Annotated in this window: 18 protein-coding genes and 2 riboswitches; of the genes, 12 read left to right on the top strand and 6 right to left on the bottom strand. The window is 72.4% G+C overall.

Annotation, left to right across the window (positions count from 1 at the left end):
- Nucleotides 1-93: 93 nt before the first annotated feature.
- Nucleotides 94-5,244 (bottom strand): HD domain-containing protein, encoded by a 5,151-nt coding sequence (locus tag BEK98_RS29180; RefSeq protein WP_244202053.1) that lies wholly within the window; start codon nucleotides 5,242-5,244, stop codon nucleotides 94-96.
- A gap of 132 nt (nucleotides 5,245-5,376) precedes the next feature.
- On the opposite strand from BEK98_RS29180, the gene BEK98_RS29175 reads away from it, so the two are divergent.
- Nucleotides 5,377-6,744: an MBL fold metallo-hydrolase gene (locus BEK98_RS29175; RefSeq protein WP_094219680.1), complete on the top strand. Its 1,368-nt coding sequence runs from the start codon at nucleotides 5,377-5,379 to the stop codon at nucleotides 6,742-6,744.
- Between the two features lie 182 nt (nucleotides 6,745-6,926).
- Nucleotides 6,927-7,673: a sulfite exporter TauE/SafE family protein gene (locus BEK98_RS29170; RefSeq protein ID WP_094219679.1), complete on the top strand. Its 747-nt coding sequence runs from the start codon at nucleotides 6,927-6,929 to the stop codon at nucleotides 7,671-7,673.
- A 34-nt stretch (nucleotides 7,674-7,707) separates the two neighbouring features.
- Here the strand turns inward: BEK98_RS29170 and BEK98_RS29165 are convergent, their stop codons facing one another.
- Nucleotides 7,708-7,995 carry a metal-sensitive transcriptional regulator gene (locus tag BEK98_RS29165; protein ID WP_094219678.1) on the bottom strand — a complete coding sequence of 96 codons (288 nt, stop codon included), beginning with the start codon at nucleotides 7,993-7,995 and terminating at the stop codon, nucleotides 7,708-7,710.
- 82 nt (nucleotides 7,996-8,077) lie between these two features.
- Between BEK98_RS29165 and BEK98_RS29160 the strand changes: the two genes are divergently transcribed.
- The 5 genes from BEK98_RS29160 to BEK98_RS29140 all read left to right on the top strand — a co-directional run bounded on the left by BEK98_RS29160 (nucleotide 8,078) and on the right by BEK98_RS29140 (nucleotide 12,875).
- Nucleotides 8,078-8,665 (top strand): rhodanese-like domain-containing protein, encoded by a 588-nt coding sequence (locus BEK98_RS29160; RefSeq protein WP_094219677.1) that lies wholly within the window; start codon nucleotides 8,078-8,080, stop codon nucleotides 8,663-8,665.
- A gap of 288 nt (nucleotides 8,666-8,953) precedes the next feature.
- The gene (locus BEK98_RS29155; protein ID WP_094219676.1) at nucleotides 8,954-11,140 is read left to right on the top strand and encodes an MMPL family transporter; all 2,187 of its coding nucleotides are present in this window, start codon (nucleotides 8,954-8,956) and stop codon (nucleotides 11,138-11,140) included.
- A 113-nt stretch (nucleotides 11,141-11,253) separates the two neighbouring features.
- Nucleotides 11,254-11,398, top strand: a riboswitch (cobalamin riboswitch).
- Nucleotides 11,399-11,433: 35 nt separating this feature from the next.
- Entirely contained in the window at nucleotides 11,434-11,655 is a 222-nt protein-coding gene (locus tag BEK98_RS29150; protein WP_086692985.1) for a CbtB domain-containing protein, read from the top strand.
- A gap of 21 nt (nucleotides 11,656-11,676) precedes the next feature.
- On the top strand, nucleotides 11,677-12,429 hold the full coding sequence (locus tag BEK98_RS29145) for a CbtA family protein (protein ID WP_094219675.1): 753 nt from the start codon (nucleotides 11,677-11,679) through the stop codon (nucleotides 12,427-12,429).
- A gap of 92 nt (nucleotides 12,430-12,521) precedes the next feature.
- Nucleotides 12,522-12,875, top strand: coding sequence for a hypothetical protein (locus BEK98_RS29140; protein ID WP_094219674.1), 354 nt, complete (start codon nucleotides 12,522-12,524; stop codon nucleotides 12,873-12,875).
- 6 nt (nucleotides 12,876-12,881) lie between these two features.
- Here the strand turns inward: BEK98_RS29140 and BEK98_RS29135 are convergent, their stop codons facing one another.
- From BEK98_RS29135 to BEK98_RS29125, 3 genes are all read right to left on the bottom strand, one after another.
- Nucleotides 12,882-13,460, bottom strand: a complete 579-nt coding sequence (locus tag BEK98_RS29135; protein ID WP_094219673.1) for a histidine phosphatase family protein — start codon at nucleotides 13,458-13,460, stop codon at nucleotides 12,882-12,884.
- Between the two features lie 128 nt (nucleotides 13,461-13,588).
- On the bottom strand, nucleotides 13,589-15,898 hold the full coding sequence (gene metE, locus BEK98_RS29130; RefSeq protein ID WP_094219672.1) for a 5-methyltetrahydropteroyltriglutamate--homocysteine S-methyltransferase: 2,310 nt from the start codon (nucleotides 15,896-15,898) through the stop codon (nucleotides 13,589-13,591).
- A 168-nt stretch (nucleotides 15,899-16,066) separates the two neighbouring features.
- Nucleotides 16,067-16,237, bottom strand: a riboswitch (cobalamin riboswitch).
- Between the two features lie 151 nt (nucleotides 16,238-16,388).
- Nucleotides 16,389-17,183, bottom strand: coding sequence for an IclR family transcriptional regulator (locus tag BEK98_RS29125; RefSeq protein ID WP_094219671.1), 795 nt, complete (start codon nucleotides 17,181-17,183; stop codon nucleotides 16,389-16,391).
- Between the two features lie 355 nt (nucleotides 17,184-17,538).
- On the opposite strand from BEK98_RS29125, the gene BEK98_RS48065 reads away from it, so the two are divergent.
- Nucleotides 17,539-17,712: a hypothetical protein gene (locus tag BEK98_RS48065; protein WP_208643265.1), complete on the top strand. Its 174-nt coding sequence runs from the start codon at nucleotides 17,539-17,541 to the stop codon at nucleotides 17,710-17,712.
- Nucleotides 17,705-19,483 (top strand): bifunctional sugar phosphate isomerase/epimerase/4-hydroxyphenylpyruvate dioxygenase family protein, encoded by a 1,779-nt coding sequence (locus BEK98_RS29120; protein WP_094219796.1) that lies wholly within the window; start codon nucleotides 17,705-17,707, stop codon nucleotides 19,481-19,483. Before BEK98_RS48065 ends, BEK98_RS29120 begins: the two co-directional genes overlap by 8 nt.
- Nucleotides 19,484-19,758: 275 nt before the next feature.
- Here the strand turns inward: BEK98_RS29120 and BEK98_RS29115 are convergent, their stop codons facing one another.
- Nucleotides 19,759-21,066, bottom strand: coding sequence for an MFS transporter (locus BEK98_RS29115; RefSeq protein ID WP_167444282.1), 1,308 nt, complete (start codon nucleotides 21,064-21,066; stop codon nucleotides 19,759-19,761).
- Nucleotides 21,067-21,358: 292 nt separating this feature from the next.
- Here BEK98_RS29115 and BEK98_RS29110 point away from each other — a divergent pair, with 292 nt between their 5' ends.
- The 3 genes from BEK98_RS29110 to BEK98_RS29100 are packed head-to-tail and all read left to right on the top strand — an operon-like array spanning nucleotide 21,359 to nucleotide 24,113.
- Entirely contained in the window at nucleotides 21,359-21,997 is a 639-nt protein-coding gene (locus tag BEK98_RS29110) for a helix-turn-helix transcriptional regulator (RefSeq protein WP_094219669.1), read from the top strand.
- 11 nt (nucleotides 21,998-22,008) lie between these two features.
- Entirely contained in the window at nucleotides 22,009-22,947 is a 939-nt protein-coding gene (locus BEK98_RS29105) for an ornithine cyclodeaminase family protein (protein WP_094219668.1), read from the top strand.
- Nucleotides 22,944-24,113 (top strand): DSD1 family PLP-dependent enzyme, encoded by a 1,170-nt coding sequence (locus BEK98_RS29100; protein ID WP_094219667.1) that lies wholly within the window; start codon nucleotides 22,944-22,946, stop codon nucleotides 24,111-24,113. Before BEK98_RS29105 ends, BEK98_RS29100 begins: the two co-directional genes overlap by 4 nt.
- The last annotated feature ends 54 nt before the right edge of the window (nucleotides 24,114-24,167 follow it).

Genomic DNA, 24,167 nt, shown 5'->3' with positions numbered 1-24,167 from the left:
CCGGGGATGGCCCTTGGGTGAACAGGGCGGCATCGATCTCGCCGAGATCCTCGTCGGCGTACGGCTTGCCGTGATCGTGCCGGACGGCCCGTGTCATCGCCTCTCCTCCCGCTCGCCGGGCTCCGCGCCCGGCTCGCCGACGCTCTCCAGCCGGAGCCCGAACATGCCCGCGTACACCCCCAGACGCTCCCGCACCCACTCGGGCGAGGCATCCACCGCCCGGGCACACCGCTCGACACGCTCTCGGCCCACCGATCCGGTCAGCGCGGGCAGTCTGCCGTCGAGGCCGTCGGAGAGGATCGCCAGATCCCGCCAGCCGGGCACGACGTCGGGTACGTCGGCGATCGACGGGGGAGCCGCCTCCAGGGCGAGGTACGGGACGATCCGCCGCTGCCAGGTGTGCCGCACCGACTCGCCGAGACGACCCGCGAGGGAGACCAGGTCGAGGGGCACCAGAGGCGATCCCGGCTCGGAGACGCGGAAGGCGGGGTCGACGGCCACGGCGTCGTGGGCGTCGGGTACGTCGTCCGGCAGTGCGGCCACCGCGTCGCCGGACAGGTCCGGCACGAGGGCACCGATGGCACGCACGGGTGCCAGTCTCCGGTACGCCTCCCGCGAGCCGACGCCGGCGCTACAGGCATAGTCCACCAGGCGCTGTGCCGTCAGCGGGGCCCAGCGCGGGGTCTCGAACCACTCGCCCGTCTCGTCGTCCATGCCCTGGTCGGTCAGCGCCGCGGTCTCGCCCCACGTCGGGCGGAGCGCGCTCAGCCCCTCGGGCAGGTGCGGTGCGACCAGGTCGGCGCCCAATCCCAGCCTTCGGGCCTCCTCGTGCGCTGTGTGCCACATGAACGACAGCTCCTGCCGGAGCCGTTGGCTCGCGGTGAACAGCACGGCCGAGCTGGCCGGTACGGGATAGTCGGCGCCGTCCCAGCTCGGATCCTCCCCGGAGAAGGCGTACCGGCTGGGCGTGGGGAGATCGTCCCAGGCCCGGAACAGGCGCGCGGCGTCCGGGAGTGCCACGCCGGCCTCCCGCAACTCGTCGGCGAAACAGGACATCTCGTCCCACGTCATCGTGTGCGGTCGCACGAACGCGAGGTCCCGGAGCGACACGCCGTCCTCCAGACGAACGTCCGCGTCGTGCAGCCACCGTACGAGGGAGCCGGTCTCGGGCGAGGGGAGCACGTCCCGTCCGGCCGAGCGCCTCGTGTAGCGCCGGCGGTGGACCAGCCCGAGGGCCTCCGCCTCGCGGGCGAGCACGCGCTCCGCCTCCCCTACCGAGATCTCGTGCTGCGCGGCCAGTGCGACGGCGGCGGCCCACGGCAGCACCGTGCGGCCGTCGGCGCCGTGGACCACGTAGTGGCGCAGGAGGCCGGTCACGTCGACCGGCACGGCAGCCCAGCGGGCGACCAGCGCGGCGTCGGGCACGGGACGGCCCAGCCAGGCGAACTCGGCCATCCGCCGCTGCGCCTCGCCTGCGTCGAGGCCCGCCGCGCGGGCCACCACCGGCACGTCCCAGGGGTGGGTGGCGGGCCGCCAGTGCTGCTCGTCCTCCCGGAGGTAGAGCAGCTTCAGCTCGGTGTCGGTGCAGACATGGTCGCGATGGTGGTCCGGCACAGGGGGCAGCCGCCTGCTCACGAACGGCGCGTACCGGGCGCAGGCCTCGGCCAGCTCGCCGAGCGCCGTACGGAATCTGGCGGAGGCGCGCACAATGCCGGAGAGGTCCTCGGGCACGTGCTGGTAGTGGATCTGGGTGGCAATGTTCCGCTTCGACGTGCGGTGCCCCCTGATGGAGTCCGGGAGGCCGTCCAGCGGGTCGTACTCGCTGCCCAGGAGCCCGCTGATGACACACCAGTCGGTGAACGTCGGCTCCCAGTCCAGGTCGCCGCCGCCCCGGACGGCCGGACCCGCCAGCCGCGGGTGGACGATGCGCAGGCCCCGCGTCGCGCGGAGCACGTCGGCCACGGTCGTCGACTGCTGGTAGGCGGCGAGGACCGCGTGCCGCCAGTCGCCCTGGACGTCTGCCGCGATGTCCGACCAACCCGGGCGGGGCACGGGATGGCCCGACAGGGACAGCGGCGCCGCCGCCCGCCGGGCCGCGTGGTCGGGCCCGAGGACGGCCAGCCGCCAGGGCCGGAAAGCCTCCAGGTGCCGGTCGTTCGGCCCGCTGGACCGCTCACCCAAGTGGTCGTCCAGTTTGAACCAGCCGACCTCGTCGAGGTTCACCGGCCGGCCGCGGCCGTCCTGTGCGCGAACCCCCAGTCCCTGCCACGCCCGCCACAGGGTGCGGGCGATCGCGGGCTCACGGGACTCCATGGCGCGTAGCCACGTGAGGCTCAACCAGCCCCGGATCTCAGGGACTTGGTCGCTTCCCAGTCGGAACTGCTCCTGGGCCCATAGCTCGTCGTAGCGCTCCAACGTCTTGCGATTCACGCTGAGTTCGCCCGCGTGCGCGCCCGACAGATTGAGCACGTACCCGAAGGGCCGTTTGTCGGTGGTGACCCCGTCGCACACGATCGCCCCCTCGCCCCGCACCCACCACAGGGTGCCCGGCACCGCCTCGACGGCCGACTCCGCGGACACCGAGCGCGGACCCTCCCCGGACTTGAGGATCCGCGGCAGCCAGGCCTCCTCGGTGCCGTCCTCGCCCCGGACCTCCAGCCGGAACTCGGTGACCCTGATCAGCGCCCGCAGCACCGACACGGCGGAATCCTCGGCCAGCGCCCCCGCGCGGCGCAGATACAGCCGGACCCGTGTGCCCCCCTCGGGCAGGGCCGTGCCGTCGTGCCCGTCGTCCTCCCGCACACGGAAGAGGCTGCCGCTGACCGGGATCTCGACGCGCAGCGCCTTCCCGGCCGGGTGGCCGTCCGTGCCGACCGGCCTGGTCACGATCGTCATCTGGTCGGCGAGCATGAAGTAGCTGAAGACACCGATGCCGAAACGGCTGTTGGGGTACAGCCGCAGCGATCTGTCGTGGCGCAGCCACGCGGCCTGTTCCCGGCGGAAGGCGTGGGACTGGTCGAAGCGGCGACCGGCCCGGGTGAAGGTGTTCTTCAACTGGTCGACGGTCATGCCGACCCCGTTGTCCACGCACTCGACGTAACGCCCCTGGCTGTCCTCGCCCACCTCGATGCGGATCCGGCCGGCCCACTCGGCGGGTTCCTTGCCGAGACCGCGCAGGTAGCGGACGCGCATCTCCCGGTACCGGCAGGCGTCCATGGCGTTCTGGTACAGCTCCCGCAGGGCGAGTTCGGGCTCCCCGTCGTACAGCTTCTCGCCCATCAGCAGACGGCGGATCTCCGTCTGCGCCAGCGAGAAGCCGGCGAGCGGGACGTCGTACGCGTCCGTCCCCCGCGCGTTGTCCGGCCGGAGCCGGTGGTCGGTCACCCGCGCGGGCAGTCCCCTGAGCAGCGCGGCCTCGTCCTCCGGCAGGTGGCGGCCCGACTCGCGCAGCACGTGTCCGACGTCGTCGGCCTCCTCGGCGACCGAGGCGAGCGCCGCGTGGATCGCCGGATGCGGGCAGACCGCGTCCAGATGCAGATACGACGGCGTGGTCCCGTCCTGGTCGAGGTCCCACAGGGCGTCCCGGAGCACGGTGATCACCTCGCGCGGCACCACCGGATCGGAGATGGCGAGATGCTCGGCGAGGACCTCCGGCAGGCACCGGGCGTCGAAGGCGAGCAGCCCCGCGAGCCGCAGCAGGGCCGCAAGGGGCCGTACCCGCAGTCGCCACGGGGTCCTGCGTACGACGTGACGGTCCGGCAGGGGCAGCCGCTGGTCGTCGGGCGGAGCGCCGAGGACCAGGCCCGCGGCGACCGTGCGCAGGGCCGCGGACAGCGCCCCCGCCCGACCGCCGAGCCGCTCGCCCGCTGCCGGCGCTGCCACCTCCAGGAGCCGTGCCACGAAGTCGTCGGCCAGGGCCGCGGGCACGGCCTCCTCGTCGGTCGCGAACCGCTCCGCGATCCACCGGTGCACCAGCCACAGGGTGACGGCGTGCCGCTCGTCCGTGGGTGTGTGCGCCCACAGGTACCAGTCCTCGAGCTTTTCGGTGATCTGGGGATAGTGCTCGGTGATCTGCTCGTAGTGCCGTCGCAGGTCGTCGGCCTCGTGGTCACGCCGGACGCGCTGCGGATGGAACTCGGAGGCCTGGCTGAGCCGTTCGGCCCAGGCCGCCTCGTGCAGCAGGACGCCGGCGACGAGTGCGGTGACCTCCAGGGCGGACAGTTCGACGCCCTTGGGCAGGAGCAGGGGGAGCCGGTCGGTCAGCAGCCGTACCGGATACTCGTCGTCGGCCCATGGATCGGGCAGGCGTTCCTGGGCGCGGTGGACGTGGCGGGCCGCCTGTACTGCCAGGGAGGCCAGGCAGTCCTGCATGCGGGCGACGGCTTCCGTGTCGCAGGCCGGCACGCGTTCCCAGAGCGCCGGTGTGCGCACGGCGTCCTGCCACGCCTCCAGCAGCCGTCTGCCCTTGGCGACCTCCAGGGACCTGGTCCGCTCCGCCAGGTCGACTCCGTAGTGGATCAGCACCGCCTGCGGCTCGGCTCGCGCACGTAACGCCAGCGCCTGTGTCTCGCGCCTGGCCGTCTCGTACACCTGCTCCACGGTCGTGGTCTCGGTCAACGGGTCGAAGGCCCGGGCCAGCGCCGACGTGAAGAAGCTGCCCGTCTCCGCGAAGCCGCTGCGCTCACCGGGGCCGCAGCTCGTCATCATGGCGAAACCGCTGTGCGGCGGACCCTTGACGACGTTGCTGCCGAAGGCGGTGTCCGGTCCGGCCTCCGCCCCGCGACAGGCGTCGATCAGCCACAGCACGGTGCCGGCACGGCAGCTGCCCAGGTACCGGCTGATGTCGGCCTCCAGGAGGGACTCCCGTACGTGGGGCTGGTCCCAGCCGGCCGGATCGCCTCCCTCGTCGGCAGGGGCCCGGGCATCGGCGGGCACCAGGTAGTCGGTGGTGCCGATCCGCACGCCGTGCCCCGTGAAGTAGAGCAGCAGCGTGCTCCCGGCCGGTGTGCTTCCCGAGAGGTCGGAGACGCGCTCGGTGATTTCGTTGCGGGTCGGATTGCGCAGCGTCTGCACCGCGTAGCCGCTGCCCCGCAGGGCGGCACCCATGACCCGCAGATCCGCGTCGACCGTCGCCCCCAGCGACGGAAGGCGGTGTTCCGCCCCTGGATTGTCGCCCACGCCGATCAGCAGGGCTGTACGTCCGTCGCTCTCCACCCGGCCCCCGTTCCCGTCGGACGCCGCCATGGTCGCACCCGGCCCTGCCCGGATGGGGGCGGATCGTCCAAGTCCGCCTCCCCCACAGATACCCCCCGGGGTAATCGTGTACTGTCGAACACATACCCCCGGGGGTAATTCTTCGATGGAAGGGATGGGCACGTGTTCTTCGTCGACACGATCGAGGTGCCGGGGCTCGGCAACCGGAGCTATCTGGCGGGTGGCGGGCGGACGGCGGTGGCGGTCGACCCGCCGCGCGACATCGACCAGGTGATCGCCGCGGCGGCCCGGCGCGGGGTGCGGATCTCGCACGTCGTCGAGACGCACGTCCACAACGACTACGTCACCGGCGGCCTGGAGCTGGCCCGGGTCACGGGCGCCGCCTATCTCGTCCCCGCCGGGGCCGCCGTCTCCTTCGAGCGCCTGCCGGTCGGCGACGGCGACCGTACGGTGATCGACGCCGACTCGGGGCTGACCCTGCGCGCCGTGGCCACGCCCGGGCACACTCCGCACCACACTTCCTACGTGCTGGAGGAGAGCGGAACGGCGGTCTCGGTGTTCACCGGCGGTTCCCTGCTGATCGGCACCGTCGGCCGCCCCGACCTGGTGGAGCCGCGTCTGACCGAGCGCCTCGCCCGGGCGCAGTACGCCTCCGCGCACCGCCTGGCCACCGAGCTGCCCGACGACACGGCGGTGCTGCCCACGCACGGTTTCGGCAGCTTCTGCGCGTCGTCCCAGGCGGCGGGGGAGTCCAGCACCATCGGCAAGGAGAAGGCGTCCAACGGAGCCCTCACCCGGGACGTGGACACCTTCGTCGCCGACCTGCTGGCCGGTCTCGGCGACATCCCCGCGTACTACGCGCACATGGGGCCGGCCAACGCCGCCGGGCCCGCGCCGGTCGACCTGACCCCGCCCGCCGTGGCGGACGCGGACGAGATCGCCGCCCGGCTGGCAGCGGGGGAGTGGGTGGTGGACCTGCGCAACCGGGTCGCGTTCGCCGCCGGGCATGTGGCGGGCTCGGTCAACTTCGAGGCCGGGGGACAGCTCGCCACCTATCTCGCCTGGCTGATCCCGTGGGGCAAGCCGGTCACGCTGCTCGCGGAGTCCGCCGAGCAACTCGCCGCGGCGCAGCGGGAGCTGGTCCGCGTGGGCATCGACCGCCCGGCCGCCGCGGCCACCGGGGAAGCGGGCCGCTGGGTCCGCGAGAACGAAGCCCTGGCCTCCTTCCCCCGGGCCACCTTCGCGGACCTCGCCGGCCGGTACCCGGCGGACGGTGTCGTCGTCCTCGACGTGCGGCGGACCGCGGAGCGGGCGGGCGGGTTCATCGAGGGCTCGGTCCACATACCGGTGCACACCCTGCACCGCCGCCTCGACGAGATCCCCGAGGGCACGGTGTGGGTGCACTGCGCGGGCGGCATGCGCGCCGCCATCGCCGCCTCCCTGCTGGACGCGGCCGGCCGTGCCGTCGTCGCCGTGGACGACGGCTTCGACGCGGCCGGGAACGCCGGGCTCACGGTCCGCGCCGCCTGATCGCATCGCCGGACCGCATCGGATGCCGAAGACGTCTGTGACGACCTTGGGCATCGGCCTTCCGTGCCGATCTTCCACACCGATCTTCCGTACCGACAGGGAAGACAGGAGCGACAAGCCAAGATGATCAATTTCCGACGAGACCGGCGCCTGATCGGCGGCATGCGGAACGGGACCGTCGCGTGAACGCTGTCGTACTCGCCCTGGCCGCAGGGGCCGTCATCGGCCTGGCGCTCGGCGCGCTCGGGGGCGGTGGCAGCGTCCTGGCCGTCCCCGCGCTGATCTACCTGCTCGACTTCACGCCGGTCGCGGCCACCACCGCCAGCCTCGTCATCGTCACCGTCACCTCGGCCACGGCGCTGTCCGCGCACGCCCGGGACGGCCATGTGCGGTGGCGGACCGGGCTGTTGTTCGCGGCGGCCGGGATCGTCCCCGCGATGCTCGGCGGTGCGCTCGCCGGACGAGTGCCCGGCGCCGCCCTGACGGCCGCCTTCGCCGTGGTGGCGGGAACGGCCGCGGTGCGGATGCTACGACCCCGTGCCGCGTCGGACACCGCGGTGCCGGTACGCCCGGACCGGGCGGCGGCCGCGGGTGCCGGGCTCGGCGCGGTGACCGGCGTCCTCGGCGTCGGCGGCGGCTTCCTGGCCGTACCCGCACTGGTGAGCGTGCTCGGCCTGCGGATGCGCGACGCGGTGGGCACCAGCCTCCTGGTGATCACCGCCAACTCCCTGGCCGCGCTGGCGATGCGGGCCGGTACGGCCGACGGTCTCGACTGGGCCGTCATCGGGCCCTTCGCCGGGGCCGCGGTGCTCGGTGCGTGGGACGGGAAGCGGCTCGCGGCGAAGGTGTCCGGGCGCGCGCTGCAGCGGACCTTCGCCCTGGTGCTCCTGGCCGTGGCCGCGTTCATGATGATCGACGCGCTGGTGTGATGCGCCGACACCCACCGCCCCGCGCCGGCCCGCCTCACGCCAGCGACAGGAAGAGCTTCTCCAGACGGGCCCGCATCTGCTCCGGGTCCTCGCCGTTCTTACGGCCGGACTCCATGTCGGTGATGCACTGCTGAAGGCCGGTGGCGATGATCGCGAAACCGGCGCGATCGAGCGCCCGCGACGCGGCGGCGAGCTGCGTGACGACCTCCTCGCAGTCGCGCCCCTCCTCGATCATCCGGATGACGCCGGAGATCTGGCCCTGCGCGCGGCGCAGCCGGTTCAGGACGGACTTCAGCTCCGCACCCGCGAGTTCCAGTTCCACGATCACTCCTCGAAAAATACCCCTAGGGGTACTGTACGTCCCGGTACGGGACGGCGTCGAACACCTAAGGATCACACCTGCCATGACCGCCCCCCTCGCCCCCGTCACCCTGCGCACCGACCAGGCCCGCACCCGGCTGCACGAGCTGACCGTCATCGACGTACGCACCCCCGGCGAGTACGCCTCGGGTCACCTGCCCGGCGCCCTCAACGTCCCGCTGGACCGGATCCGGCGCGCCCTGCCCGAGATCAGGCACGCCGCCGAGCGCGGCGAGGTCCTGGTGGTGTGCGCCTCCGGAGCCCGCTCCGAGAAGGCCTGCGGGCTGCTCGCGGAGCAGGGCATCCCCGCCGCCACCCTGGCCGGGGGCACCAGCGCCTGGGCCGCGGCAGGCCACGACCTGGAGCAGCCCGCTGCCCGCGACACCCGGGCCGGCTGGAGCATGGAGCGGCAGGTCCGGTTCACGGCGGGTGCGCTGGTCCTGGTGGGGATCGTCCTCGGGCTGCTCGTACACCCGGCCTTCCAGATCCTGTCGGCGGGCGTCGCGGGCGGTCTGGTCTTCTCGGCGCTCACCGACACCTGCGGCATGGCGATCCTGCTCGGCAAGCTGCCGCACAACCGTCCCGGCGCGGCCGACTTCGACGCGGCACTCAGCGCTCTCCGCAGTCGCTGATTCCCCGACAGCCCCGCGGAGCGAGCACCGGGCCCGCAAGTAGCTCCAACGCCCGCCAGTCAGCCGGGAGTTCACTCCTCAAACAGCGAGTGAACAGCCCTGACTGAAAAGAGAAGGGTTTTCGGCGGCCGGACGTCGCACGATGGAATGATCGCGGCATGCGGTCACTACGATCGCATCTCAAGACAACCATTCGACCGGCCCAAGAGTGACGGCCGGTCGGGGTCGCCGATGCCAGGGTCCGCTCCCCGGGCTGCGGTGATCTTCCTGCCCAGGAGGACCTTCCGCATGTTCCGACGCATTGGGAATGCCGTCGTCCGTCATCCCGTCTGGACGATCGTGGCATGGCTCATCGCGGCGGTGGCGATCGTCGCCACCGCGCCGAGCCTGCCCTCGAACAGCGACGAGAGCAGTTTCCTGCCCAAAAGTTACGAGTCGATCAAAGCGGCGGATCTGCAGGAGAGGGCGTTCCCCAGCGCCTTCACTCCGTCCGCGATCGCGCTGTACCAGCGCACCGACGGCGGCAAGCTCACCGCCGCCGACAAGCAGGACATCGCCCGGATCACTTCAGAACTGGGCAAGAAGCACATCGACCAGGTGCAGAAGGTCGTCCCCGGCCAGCCGTCCAAGGACGGCAGGTATGACCTGACCCTGGTACAGATGGACAGCAAGAACGCCGGTCAGCCCAAACAGGCCGACGCGGCCAAGGTGTTGCGCGAGGACGTCAAGGACCTGGCCAAGGGCACGAACCTGGACGTCAAACTCGGCGGCTCCGCCGCGCAGGTCCTCGACCAGCAGGACTCCTCCCAGCGCGGCCAGGCACTGATCGGCATCGGAACCTTCCTGATCATCCTGGTGACCCTGCTGATCATCTTCCGTGCGCCGATCCTGGCGATCCTGCCCCTGGTCCTGATCGGTCTGGTGTCCGCCGTGGCCAACGGGCTGATCGCCTACGCCACCAAGCTGTTCGACCTGCAGGCCAACAGCTCGATCTCGTCGATCCTGATCGTCGTGCTCTTCGGCGTCGGCACGGACTACTTCCTCTTCCTGATGTTCCGCTACCGCGAGCGCCTGCGCGCCGGCGACGAGCCGAAACAGGCCATGGTCAACGCGGTCGACCGGGTCGGTGAGGCCATCGCCTCGGCCGCCGGAGCGGTCATCATCGCCTTCCTCGCGCTGGTGCTGTCCACGCTCGGCTTCCTCAAGCAGATGGGACCGGCCCTCGCCATCGCGGTCGCCGCGACTCTGGTCGCGGGCCTGACCCTGATCCCGGCCGTGGTCTCGCTCATCGGACCGAAGGTCTTCTGGCCCTCCAAGTCCTGGCAGCGGGAGCCGGAGAACGCCCGGTTCGCCGCCCTCGGCCGGGGCGTGCAGCGCCGCCCGGCGCTGACCGCCGCGGTGTCCGGCCTCGTCCTGGTCGCCCTGTCGCTGGGCACCCTCGGCTTCAACGCCACGTTCGACCTGGCGGCGGGCTCCATGCCCAAGACCAAGGAGTCCATGGTCGTCCAGGACGAGATGCAGAAGGCGTACTCGGCGGGCGCCGCCGCACCCACCGACGTCTACCTGTCGAGCACCGACGGCAAGCCGCTGGACGAGGCCGCCTTCGACGCGTACGCGCGGAAGCTCGGTGCCGTGGACGGCGTCGCGAGCGCGCGCATGACCCAGGTGAACAAGGCCGGTACGACCGCGGACTTCACCGTCACGCTCAAGTACGAGGCCTCGACGGACAAGGCGATCGATGTCGTGGGCGAGGTGCGCGACGTCGCGCACTCCGACGCCCCCGACGGCACCGAGGCCGTCGTCGGCGGCATGTCCTCGATCTACAAGGACATCAAGACCGCGGTCAACCACGACTACCGGACGGTCTTCCCCGTCGCCGCCCTCCTCATCATGGTCATCCTGGGGCTGCTGCTGCGCAGTGTGGTCGCCCCCTGGTACCTGATGGCCTCGGTGGGCCTCGGCTTCGGTGCCACCCTCGGCGCCACGGTCTGGATCTTCCAGGAGGGACAGGGACACTCGGGTCTGATGTTCATGCTCCCGGTGATCATGTACCTGTTCGTGGTCGCCATCGGCACCGACTACAACATCCTCATGATCGCCCGGCTCCGCGAGGAGGCCCGCGAGGGCCGCGAGCCGCGCGAGGCGGCCGGCATGGCGCTCCGGCACGCCGGGCCGACCGTGGCGGCGGCCGGCTTCATCCTGGCGGCGACCTTCGCCACGATGATGCTGGCGGGCAACGCGCTGCTGACGGAGATGGGTTTCGCGGTCTCCTTCGGTATCGCGGTCGCGGCCTTCGTGATGGCGATGTTCTTCACGCCGAGCCTCACCGCGCTGATCGGCCACGCCGCGTGGTGGCCGGGCCACGGTGACCGGGCGCGGGAAGCGCCGGCCGGCGCCGGGTCTCCTGACGCCGGTTCGGTCCCCGGCCAGAACCGGGACACGGTCGCGCCCGATCCGTCGGGCCGCCGCGGCTGAGGGCAGTGTGACGGGGCAGGTCTGCCGGGCCGCACGGCCCGGCAGACCGCACCCCCGGCCTCGCCCGGCCGACGCGAGAGGAAGATCACGACGGACCAGGCGGTCTTGGCCATGCACGCGCCACGCGGTACGGTCTGTCCGATATCGACGACGGCGAGACGGAAGCCGGTGAAAATCCGGCACGGTCGCGCCACTGTATGCGGAACACCCCTCGGGGGACCGTGAGTCAGACCCGTGGCCGTCGTCATGTGCACCACCGAGATGGGACGCGAACTCCCAGAGGAGGTCCTGCCATGGCGCAGACCGTCGCCCAGCCGACAGCCACCACCCCCGCCGTTCCCGCCACGCTGCCGCTGAAGGCGATAGCACCCTGGGCGGTCTTCTTCGGCATCCTGATGCTCGTCCTGCTCTACTTCGTCGGCGCCGAGCAGGGCGCCACCTCCGTGTTCAACGGCACGGACGTCCACGAGTGGGTGCACGACGCCCGCCACCTGCTCGGTTTCCCCTGCCACTGACGCGAGGGACACCGCGCACCCATGAACTCCACCACGGTAAGAAACCTCCTCGTGCGAGGCATGCTCGCCGGCCTCGCCGCCGGCGTGCTCGCCCTGGTCGTCGCCTACTTCCTCGGTGAGCCGAGCGTCGACAACGCGATCAGCTTCGAGGACGCCCACTCCCACGAGCACGAGATGGAGGTCGTCTCCCGCTCCCTGCAGTCCACCGCGGGCCTGGCCACCGGTGTTCTCGTCTACGGGGTCGCCTTCGGCGGTATCGCGGCGCTCGCCTTCTGCGTCGCGCTCGGCCGCGTCGGCCGCTTCGGCCCGCGGGCGACCGCGCTGCTGCTGTCCGGCTGCGCACTGCTCGCCGTCTACGTCGTCCCGTTCCTGAAGTACCCGGCCAACCCGCCGTCGGTCGGCGATCCCGACACCATCGGCAAGCGGACGACCCTGTACTTCCTGATGATGCTGCTCGGCGTGCTCCTGGCGGTCGCCGCCACCATCCTGGGCAAGCGCCTCGCACCCACCCTGGGCACCTGGTACGCGACCGTCCTCGCGGTCGCCGCCTTCGCCGTCGCGATCGGCCTGGCCTACGCCTTCCTGCCGGCCGTCAACGAGGTGCCGAAGGACTTCCCGGCCACCCTGCTGTGGCGGTTCCGCCTCTCCGCACTGGCCATCCAGGCCGTTCTGTGGGGCGGATTCGGCCTGCTCTTCGGCGAGTTGGCCGAGCGGCAGCTGAACCCGAAGCCCGCGACCGCCGGGTCCGGGCGGAGAGTTCCCGCCACGCACTGATCCCTTCAGGACACGAGAGGGCCTTCCGGAACCGTCCGGGGGCCCTCTCGCGTTTCCCGGACACCGGAGGAGGCGACGAGCGGAGGAGCCGAGTGGCCAGACAACGTCCCGAACCGCGCCACATCACTCTCGGCGGACGGGAGGCGGTCGCCCTGACCGTGGAGGAGTACGCACAACTCATCGCCAGCCGACGCCAGATCGGCGGCCAGAGCGCGCGGGTACGGGTGCTCGCCCAGCAGGTCAAGCGGACCGAGAGACTCCTCGAAGAACTCGAAGCCCTGGTCGATGGCCCAACGGCGGCCTGCCGTACGACGGATGAGGGCGCGGGCCGACAGGCGGCGGCCGACTGCCCTGGCCACCACGACACGACCGGGGACACGGACACCGACTGCCTGCGGTGCGCGATCGCGGCGCTGCTGCGCCGCCACCGGGACGCGACCGCCTGACCGGCGTCAGTCGCCCGGCCCGGCGAGGACGTGTCCGAGCCGCACGTTCCAGCGCCCGGAGCGGCCGGTGACCTCCGTCGCCGTGAGCGGCGGGACGTCGGCGCGCCAGAAAGCAGCCTCGGGCGCGCCCAACGCGTGCACCACCACGGCCCGTACGACCTCCGGCTCCACCACGGCGATCGTCCTGCCGTCAGCCGCACCACTCGTGTCCAGCCAGCGCGCGACCCGGGCACACAGCGCCCGTACCGACTCCCCGCCGTGCGGTGCGGCACCCGGATCGGCCAGCCAGCCGGCCACCGCTTCCGGCTCCACGGCACCGACGTCGTCCAGCGTCCGCCCCCGCCACCGGCCCACGTCCAGGCCCGAGAGTTCCGGCTCCAGCCAGGCGTCGAGGCCGAGCGCCGAGGCCGTCTCCCGGCAGCGCACGCTGGGAGAGACGAGGACACGCACCGCAGCGGGCAGGGACCCGGCCGCCGACCTGGCCCGCGCCGCCGCGCCGTCCTCGATCGAGTCGCCGTCGTCGAAGCGGGCCCGCCGCAGTGACGGCGTGGTCGCCGGTGAGATGAGAGTGACACGGCTGGTCACGCGGCTGCTCCTCTGCTTCCGCCGCGGGGCGGGGTGTTCCGGACCGGGTGCGTACGACGGTACGGGCATGCCGGGCGGCCGCGCAGACCGCCCCGGTCAGTTGGACCGGGGCGCGCCCGGCTCGGTGGCTAGATCTCCCTGCGCACGGTCCGCGCCGCAGCCACCAGGTTCTCCAGGGAGGCCCGTACCTCGGGCCAGCCGCGGGTCTTGAGACCGCAGTCCGGGTTGACCCACAGGCGTTCGGCGGGGATGGCCTTCAGCCCGAGGCGCAGGAGATCGGCAGACTCCTCCGCGCCAGGTACCCGCGGGGAGTGGATGTCGTAGACACCCGGTCCGGCCTCGCGCGGGTAGCCGTAGGCGGCGAGTTCCCGGGCCACCTGCATGTGGGAGCGGGCGGCTTCCAGGCTGATGACATCGGCGTCGAGGTCGTCGATGGCCCGGACGACGTCGCCGAACTCGGCGTAGCACATGTGCGTGTGGATCTGGGTGTCCGGGCGCACGCCGCTGGTGGTGAGCCGGAACGCCTCCGTGGCCCACTCCAGGTAGGCCGGGCGGTCGGCGGACCGCAGCGGCAGGGTCTCGCGCAGCGCGGGCTCGTCGACCTGGATCACCGAAGTGCCCGCCGCCTCCAGGTCGTTCACCTCGTCGCGCAGGGCGAGGGCGACCTGACGTGCGGTCTCGGCGACCGGCTGGTCGTCACGGACGAACGACCAGGCGAGCATGGTGACCGGGCCGGTGAGCATGCCCTTGACCGGGCGGTCGGTGAGGGACTGGGCGTACGACGTCCAGCGCACCGTCATCGGTTCGGGGCGGGAGATGTCGCCGGCCAGGATCGGCGGGCGGACGCAGCGGGTGCCGTAGGACTGGACCCAGCCGTGCTGGGTGGCGAGATAGCCGGTGAGCTGTTCGGCGAAGTACTGGACCATGTCGTTGCGTTCGGCCTCGCCGTGCACCAGGACGTCCAGGCCCGCCTGCTCCTGGAAGGCGATCACCTCCTGGATCTCGGCCCTGACGCGCTCCTCGTAGCCTGCCGTGTCGATCCGCCCCGCACGCAGGTCGGCCCGTGCGGTGCGCAGGTCGCCGGTCTGCGGGAAGGAGCCGATGGTCGTCGTCGGCAGCAACGGCAGACGCAGATGGGCGCGCTGGGCCGCGGCCCGCTCCGGGTACGGCTGACGGCGGCGGGCGTCCGCGGCGGTGACGGCGGCGGTGCGGGCGCGGACGGCCGGGTCGCGGGTGATGGGGGAGGTTGCCCGGGAGGCGAGGTCGGCGCGGTTGGCGGACAGTTCGGCGGCGATCGCGTCCGGGCCGTGGGAGAGCCCGCGGGCCAGGGTGACGATCTCGGCGGTCTTCTGCCGCGCGAAGGCGAGCCAGCGCCGGATCTGCGGTGCGATGTCCCGCTCCGCCGAGGCGTCGAGGGGGACGTGCAGCAGCGAGCAGGAGGCCGACACATCGACCCGGTCGGCCAGACCGAGCAGGGTGCCGAGGGTGGCCAGGGACTTCCCGAGGTCGTCGACCCAGACGTTGCGGCCGTTGACGACCCCCGCGACCAGGCGCTTGCCGGGCAGCCCGCCGACGGCCGCGAGCGCGTCCAGGTTGGCGGCCGCGGCCTCGGTGAAGTCCAGGGCGAGTCCGTCCACCGGCGCCTTGGCCAGCAGCGGCAGGGCCGCACCGAGCCGGCCGAAGTAGGAGGCGACCAGCAGCTTGGGCCGGTCGGTGAGGGCGCCGAGGCCGCGGTAGGCGCGGGCCGCGGCGCTCAGTTCGGCCGGGGTGCGGTCCTCGACCAGGGCGGGCTCGTCCAGCTGCACCCACTCCGCACCGGCCGCGCGCAGGTCGGCGAGGACCTCGGCGTACACCGGCAGCAGCCGGTCGAGGAGGGTGAGCGGGTCGAAGCCGGGGGCCACGCCGGGCGCGGGCTTGGCGAGCAGCAGGTAGGTGACGGGGCCGACGAGAACGGGCCGGGCCGTGAGTCCGAGGGCGCGGGCCTCCGCGTGCTCGGCGACCTGCTTGGCCGAGTGGGCCGTGAACACCGTGTCCGGGCCCAGTTCCGGGACCAGGTAGTGGTAGTTGGTGTCGAACCACTTGGTCATCTCCAGCGGGGCCGCGTCCTGGGTGCCGCGGGCCATGGCGAAGTACCCGTCGAGCGGATCGGCGGCGACGGCGGCCCGGTGCCGGTCGGGGATCGCGCCGACCATGACGGTGGTGTCGAGTACGTGGTCGTAGTACGAGAAGTCGCCGGTCGGCACCTCGTCGATGCCGGCCGCGGCGAGCTGCCGCCAGGTGGTGCGGCGCAGTTCGGCGGCGGTGGCCCGCAGGGCGTCCGCGGTGTTGCGGCCCTTCCAGTAGCCCTCGATCGCCTTCTTCAGTTCCCGGTGCTGTCCCTGGCGGGGGTAGCCGTACACGGTGGCCCGTGCTGCCGCGGCTGCGGGCTTGGTGGTCACGGAGATCTCCTTCGCGAGACTGATCCCTGAGATCCCGGGGACGGGACGAGAGCGCGAAGGGGTGACGGACCGGACGGCAGTGGCCGCAGCCGTCCGCTCGGTGTGTACGCCGACCCGCCCTCGAGGTCACCGGGATGTCCGCGCACGAGTGCTTCGCACGCGGGCAGTTGGCAGGTCTTCGGACTCGCGGGCACGCCCTCACCAAGGAGGACACCTACTGGCCGTCGCTTCCCAGACCCTGTTCGTGGGCCCAGTGCGTATGACGGCGGTCGTTCCCGCTCACCGCTGCGGGGCAGTCCCGGATTCCCACCGGGTTCCCTCTTACGACGCATCCCGCCATGGGGGTCCCCCCATGCCTTTAGGGCTATGGGGGAGGACGGGGCGAACCAGCTGCACCGGCAAGCCTAGAGGGTCGCGTGCGCCGCCGGAACCACAGGTGTACGAACTCGGCCTGCGCCCCCGTGTGACTCTCCCGCGGGAGCCCGTCGGCTCAGCCCTCGCTGCCCAGTGGGTGGGTGAAGCCCTGGTCGGAGATGAGGCGGGCGCCCTGGGTGAGTTCTGTGGCGAAGCGCTCGACGGCCTCGTAGGGGAAGCGGTGGCTGGGGCCGCTCAGGGAGAGGGACGCGACGACCCGGCCGGTGCGGCCGGTCACGGGCACCGCCACGGCGGTCAGCCCCTCGTCCCACTCGCTGCTGCTGACCGCGTAGCCCCGCTCGGCCGCCTCGGCCGCCCAGGTCCGCAGCTGATCGGTGTACGCCTCACCGCGGGGGGAGGCGGCGGCCACGCGCTGCAGCAGCGCCTCGGGGGCGTCGCGCAGGAGGATCTTGGAGGAGGCGCCGGCCCACAGGGGCTGCTCGTCGCCGACGTCGACGACATGCCGCAACGGGTGCGGGCTCTCCTCGTGGGCGACGCAGATGCGGTGGACGTCACGCGCGACGAAGAGATTGACGGTCTCGCCGAGCCGGTCGGCGAGGTCGCGCATGACCTTGCGGGTCTCCTGGGGTACTTCCCACTGGCTGCGGGCGAGATAGGCCCAGCGCCACAGCGCCGGCCCCGCGGTGTAGCCGGCCGGGTGCGACCACAGCAGACCGCTCTCCTCCAGGGTCTGCACCAGCCGCAGCGCGGTGGTCTTCGCCAGCCCGGTCGCCTCGGTGATCTCCCGCAGCGTGATCACGGGCCGTTGCTCGCTGAGCAGGTTGAGGATGTCGAAGGCCCGCCGGACACTGCGCACCCCGGTGGGCTGCTGATCCCGGTCGCCCCCCGCCGGCGTCTCTTCCTCGCTCACCTGCTGCCTCTCCGCTGTGGCCGACCCGTCTCCGTGTCGCACCCACCCGTCCCTGACACCCCCGACCGTAGTCCGCTGCGCGGACCAGGGAAACCGCAGCGCCGGGCCATCCTGGCGTAGCCCGGGATGACTCCGTAGCTCGCCCCTGAGGTGCCGCTGAACGGTCTGCCGGATCCGTACCGTGGACCTAGCCATGCCAAGGCTGCTGCCGCACCGTAGTGGCGTGCCGCGGCATCTGACCGCCGCCTCCGGTCGGGCACCGGCTCGATGCACCCTTGTCCAGAAGACCTCCGCCTGCTTACTCTGACCGCACAGCGGAACGAATGGACCGTCTAGTGGTCGGCTTGGAGTTTCAGTGAAAGCAGCAGTCCTCACGGCGCCGGAGCGGATCGAGACGGTCGACGAGTGGCCGGAGCCCGTCCGGGTCATCGAGGCGGGCTTCCCTCTGGGTGAGGCGCGGGAGGCCTTCGCCGGTGCCGCCGGGCGGGCCGGGAAGACCTGGATCGGCGTGGGTGGCGGCCATGCGTAAGTCGATCGCCACCGTGTGCCTCAGCGGCACCCTGACCGAGAAGCTCACGGCAGCCACGCGCGCCGGCTTCGACGGCGTCGAGATCTTCGAGAACGACCTGCTCGCGAGCCCCCTGACGCCCGAGGAGATCGCCGCCCGCACCGCGGACCTGGGTCTGACCATCGACCTCTACCAGCCGATGCGGGACATCGAGGCCGTGTCCGCCGACGACTTCGCCCGCAATCTCCGCCGCGCCCGGCACAAGTTCGACCTGATGACACGGCTCGGCGTGGACACCGTCCTCGTCTGCTCCAACGTCTCCCCGCAGACGGTGGACGACGACGCGCTCGCCGCGCGACAGCTGAGCCAACTGGCCGATCTGGCCCAGGAGTTCGGCATCCGCGTCGCCTACGAGGCGCTCGCCTGGGGGCGGCACGTGAACACGTACGTCCATGCCTGGCGCATCGTCGAGACCGCCGGACACCCGGCGCTGGGCACCTGCCTGGACAGCTTCCACATCCTCTCCCGCGGCTCGGACCCCAAGGGCATCGAGGACATCCCCGGCGAGAAGATCTTCTTCCTCCAGCTGGCCGACGCCCCCCTGCTCGCCATGGACGTCCTGCAGTGGAGCCGCCACTACCGCTGCTTCCCCGGCCAGGGCGGCTTCGACGTCGCCGGGCTGGTCCGGCACGTGCTCGCCACCGGCTACCAGGGGCCGCTGTCGCTGGAGGTCTTCAACGACGTGTTCCGCCAGGCGGACGCGGGCCGCACGGCCGTGGACGGTCTTCGGTCCCTGCTCGCTCTTGAGGAGAGCGCCGGCGTGTCCGCCCTGCCGGCCCCGGCCGCACCCTCCGGCGTGGCCTTCGCCGAACTCGCCGCCGGCGACCCCCAGCCCGTCGGCGAACTGCTGGCCGCGCTCGGCTTCACCCGCACCGCCCGGCACCGCGGAAAGCCCGTCGACCTGTGGGAGCAGGGCGAGGCCCGCGTCCTGGTCAACGCCGGAGCCGCCACGCGCCGCGCCGACACGAGGCTGGCCGCCATCGGTCTGGAGTCACCGGATCCGCAGGCCTCCGCGCGCCGCGCCGAGGCCCTGCTCGCCCCCACCTTGCCCCGGCGCCGGGCCGAGCAGGACGTCCCTCTGGAGTCGGTCGTGGCACCCGACGGCACCGAAGTGCTGTTCTGCGCCACCCGCCGACCTCAATTCCCCACCTGGACGGACGACTTCGAGCACCGGGCGGCGAGCCGGTCCACCGGCGTCACCGGCATCGACCATCTCGCGCTCACCCAACCCTGGCACCACTTCGACGAGGCGGTGCTCTTCCACCGCGCCGTGCTGGGCCTCAGCCCGCACGACACCGTCGAACTCGCCGACCCCTACGGCCTCTTCCGCAGCCGCGCCCTGTCCGCCCCGCCCGACGGACCACGGCTGGTCCTCAACCTCGCCCCGAGCCCGACGGACGAGGCCGGCACCCGGGCTCAGCACGTGGCCTTCGCCGTCGACGACATCGTCGCGGCGGTGGGCCGCTTCCGTGCGGCGGGCGCCAACCTGCTGCGGGTACCCGCCAACTACTACGACGACCTGCGGGCGCGGTACGCGTTTCCCGAGGGCGAGTGGGAGACGTACCGCGAACTCGGCATCCTCTACGACCGGGACGAGCACGGCGGCGAGTTCCGGCACTGCTACACGGAGACGGTCGGCCACGTCTTCTTCGAGTTCGTGCAGCGGTCCGGCGGCTACCGCGGCTACGGCGCCGCCAACGCCCCCATACGCCTCGCCGCCCAACGGAGGTAGCCCGTCGGGCGGCGAGGGCCCTGGGAACGGCACGCTGCCCTGGGTGCTGGGCGGGGGCCTAGGGGAGGTCCTTCGCGACCTCTGCTTGCGTGGTGGCCCGGGCGGGGGTCGCGACCCCCGCAGCTGTGAGGACGACCACGGCCGCGGCGGCTGCGGCCAGGGCCCGCCGGAGGCGTCCTGCGGGTAACCGGGTACGCGGGAACATCGTGCCGACTCCTTGTCGAGTGGGGGGCATTGAGTGAGGGGACACCGAGCAGGCGGTTCCGGGCCGGACGTCAGCCCTTCGAGGGGCTAGCGCCGGCTGCGAGGGCAACGGTCGCCGGGGCGCCGCTCCGGCCGATCCGCCGGGCGAGCGGCACGAGGGCGATGGCGACCGCGCCCACCAGTCCGGCGAGGGCGAAGGTGGTGAAGCCCCAGCTCTCGTTGCCGCTGTCGGCCAGCGCACCGATCAGCCAGGGGCCCACGACGGCGCCGGTGCGGCCGACACCGGTGACCCAGCCCAGGCCCGCCGCACGCTCGCTGCCGCGATAGACGGTGTCGGTGGCGGCGTAGACCATGACCTGCGCGCTGAACAGCCAGACACCGGTGACGGCGACGACGGCGTACGTTGCGCCGAGCGGGAGGTGGGCCTTGAGCAGCAGCGCTCCGGCGGCGGTCAGCACGAACCAGATCGCCGACACCCGGACCGCGCCGAACCGGTCGGCGGTGCGGCCCGCGATCAGCAGGCCGACGATGCCGCCCGCGTTGATGACGAGCAGGAAGCTGACGGAGGAGTTCAGGCCGTAGCCGGAGGCGCGCATCATCTGCGGCAGCCAGGTGCTCACGCCGTAGACCAGCAGCAGGCCGCAGAAGGAGGCCAGCCACAGCAGGGGAGTCGCCCAGCGCGAGTCCGGGCGGAACAGTGCGCGCACGGCGGCCAGACGGCCCTTGGCCCCGGCGGCCGGCGCGGCGACGGCGGTGGGCCGGGGAAGCCCGTAGCGGTCCGCGACGGCGTCGGCCTGCTCCCGCTCGCCGCGCGCCAGCAGTACGCCGGGCGACTCGGGCAGCAGGGCGAGCAGCAGCGGCACGGCGACCACGGCCGGCAGGACGCCCGCCCAGAACACCCAGCGCCAGCCCGCCGCCGGGGCCAGGGTCAGGCCGAGGCCGGTCGCCGCCATGCCGCCCGCGTGGTACGAGGTCATCAGCAGGCCGGTGGTCAGGGCGGCCCGGCGCGGCGGTGCGAACTCCATGACCAAGGCCAGACAGAGCGGCATGAGCCCGCCGAGACCGAGACCGGAGACGAACCGGCCGACCCCGAACGGGCCGATGCCCCCGGCCAGGGCGCAGACCGCCGAGCCGACGGAGAAGACCGACACGCTGGCGACGAGCATCAGCCGGCGGCCGAGCCAGTCGGTGAGGTTTCCGGCCGTGAGCGCGCCGATGAGCATGCCGAACGTGGTCCAGCTGCCGATGGTGCCCGCGTCGGCCGGGGTCAGGCCGAGACCGGAGTCGTCGAGCATGTGCGGCATCACGGCGCCGTAGATGGTGACGTCCATGCCGTCGAAGAAGACGGCGAGCCAGCACAGGGCGACGACCGGGAGCACCGTGCGGAGCGTGTGTGGGGGACGGGGTGCGGGGGATGTGGGGGAGGGGGTCATCTTCGTCCTCGGAGATGAGTGGGCTCGGGAACAGGAGCGGTCTGTTCGCCAGGTGAAATTTGATTCACTTTGAGCTGGCCATGAGTCTCGGGTCGGTGCGGGCGAGTGTCAATGGTCGTGCGTCAGGTACGGATCCCCGTGAGGAGCGAGGCTGCTGGACGGCGACGACGTAACCGATTAGCCTTGCTGTCCAGAGTTGGAAAAAGAGTCGAACTCTGTCGAGCGGGAGGGTCACGTCATGCGTACCGCCGAGGCCGAAGCGGACGAGCACCTCATCCGCGAATCGGAGAAGATCGCCGTTGCCCTGGGCCGGATGTTCCCGGGGCTGTGCGAGGTGGTTCTGCACGACCTGCGTGATCCCCAGCACGCGATCCGGGCCATCGAGAACAACCTCTCCGGTCGTCAGGTCGGGGACTCCGCGACCGAGTTGGGGCTGGCGCGGATCGCCGACCCGCAGTACCCGAGCGTCATCCAGAACTACCCCAACCGGTTCCCCGACGGCCGCCCGGCCAAGAGCACGTCGATCGGCATCAAGAACAGCGCCGGCGAGTACATCGCGGCCCTGTGCCTGAACCTCGACGTCTCCGTGCTGTCGCCGGTCACGCTCGCCCTGTCCAACCTCGTCGCCACCGACACCGAGCACCGCGAACAGCCGCTGGAGACCCTGCGCGACCGCAACGCCCGCGAACTGCGCCAGGCGGTCGAGGCGTCGGCCGCGGAACGTGGGGGGACCCCGAGGTCGCTGGGCCGGGAGGCCAAGAGGGCGCTCGTACGGCAGCTGCACGCGGACGGCTACTTCGACTCGCGTGACGCCGCCCAGGCCATCGCGGACCTGCTCGGCGTGTCCCGCGCGACCGTCTACAACTACACCAAGTGAAGGGCCGCTCAATGAGTCGCCGTCTGCTGCACATCACCGAGGAGGAGACCGCCGCGGTCGTCGACGAGGACCTCGCGCTGCAGGCGGCCCGCGAGGCCTTCGCCGCGACCGTGGACGGCGCGGTCTTCCCCAGCCTGGCCGTGCACGGATCCGACCCGCGGAACCGGTTCACGCTCAAGCCGTCGGCCTCCGCCACGCACGCCGGGGTGAAGATCGGCAGCTACTGGCCGGGCAACCCGGAGCAGGGGCTGCCGCGCCACCACTCCACCCTGTTGCTCCTGGACCAGACGATCGGCAGGATCGCCGCCGTTCTGGAGGTCGGCGAGGCCAACGCCTACCGGACGGCGGCCGCCGACGCCCTCGCCGTCGATCTGCTGGCCCGCCCCGGCGCCTCCACCCTGGCCGTTTTCGGCACCGGGCACCAGGCCGCCTACGAGGTACGGGCCGTCAGCCGGGTCCGGCCCATCGACGAGGTCCTGATCGTGGGCCGCGACAAGGACCGCGCCGCACGGATGGCGGCCGACCTCGCGGCGGAGGGCCGTACCGCGACGGTCGCCGGCGCCGAGGAGGCCTGCGCCCGGGCCGACGTGATCGTCACCGCCACCAACGCCCGTGCCGACGACCCGCCCCTGTTCCGGGCCCGGTGGGTCCGACCCGGTACCCACGTCTCCTCCATGGGCGCGGACGCCCCCGGCAAGCGGGAACTGGACCCCGGGCTGTTCTCCGTGGCGCACGTCTTCTGCGATCTGCCCGAGCAGGCCCGCCGCATGGGCGACAGCCAGCACGCTCCCGAGGAGACCGTGCTCACCCCGCTCGGCGAGGTCCTCACCGGCCGGGCCACGGGACGCGGCGACGACGCCGACATCACGGTCTTCGACAGCTCCGGCATCGGCCTGCAGGACCTCTACCTGGGCCTGGCCCTTCTGAAGAGGATGGACATAACTCTGTGAGCACCACCGCACCTGCAACGCCCGTCCGGGACCTGGCAGACCCCGGCACCCCCTTCGCCGTCGTCGACGTGCACAGGGCACGACGCAACATCGCACGGCTCGCCCAGCGCGCGGACCGGCTCGGGGTCACCCTGCGCCCGCACGTCAAGACGGCCAAGAGCCTCGACGTCGCCGCCCTCCTGCACGACGGCACCCCCTGCCCCGTCACCGTCTCCACCCTCGCCGAGGCCGAGGCGTTCGCCGACGCCGGCTACACCGACATCACCTACGCCGTCGGCATCGACCCCCACAAGCTGCCCCGTGTGATCGCCCTGCTCCGTCGCGGCGTCACCCTGCGCGTCCTGCTCGACAGCACCGAACAGGCGACGTCCGTCGCCGACGCCGCGCGGGAGGCGGGCATCGCCGTCCCCGCCCAGATCGAGATCGACTGCGACGGCCACCGCGGCGGACTCAGGCCCGACGCGCCCGGGCTCGTCGGCATCGGACGCATCCTGCACGAGGCGGGCTGCCTCGACGGCGTCCTGACCCACGCGGGCGAGTCCTACTTCGCCCACACCGCCGAGGAACAGCGCCTGGCGGCGAAGAACGAACGCGACGCCGCCGTCGCCGCGGCCGACACACTGCGGGCCGCCGGGCTGCCCGTGCACATCGTCAGCGTCGGCTCCACCCCCACCGCCCACGCGGCGGACGACCTCACGGGCGTCACCGAACTCCGCGCCGGGAACTACGTCTTCTTCGACCTGGTCATGGCCGGCCTGGGCGTCTGCGACCTCGACGACCTGGCCCTGTCGGTGGTCGTCACCGTCATCGGTCACCGCCCCGAGTACGGGTGGATCATCACCGACGGCGGCTGGATGGCCATGTCCCGCGACCGCGGCACCTCCGCCCAGCCCCAGGACCAGGGCTACGGCCTCGTCGCCGACCTGACCGGCCGGCTGATCCCCGGGCTCGTGATGACCGGCGCGAGCCAGGAGCACGGCACCCTCAGCGCACGCGACGGAGCCCTCCTGCCCGACCTGCCCGTCGGCACCCGCCTGCGCATCCTGCCCAACCACGCCTGCGCCACGGCGGCCCAGCACCACGGCTACCACGTCGTCGACGGCGGCCGGCCCGATGGTCCCACACCCGCGATCCAGGGAGTCTGGAACCGGGTCAGCGGCTGGTAGCCCGCCCCCGAGGCTGCCGCCGACCGAGGGTTCTGCCCACGAGGGCTCCTGCCC

It is taken from the genome of Streptomyces diastatochromogenes (genome assembly GCF_002242805.1).
Taxonomy (GTDB): Bacteria; Actinomycetota; Actinomycetes; order Streptomycetales; family Streptomycetaceae; genus Streptomyces; species Streptomyces diastatochromogenes.
Note: the sequence above shows the minus strand (reverse complement) of the source record. Positions and strands in the feature narration are given on the sequence as shown.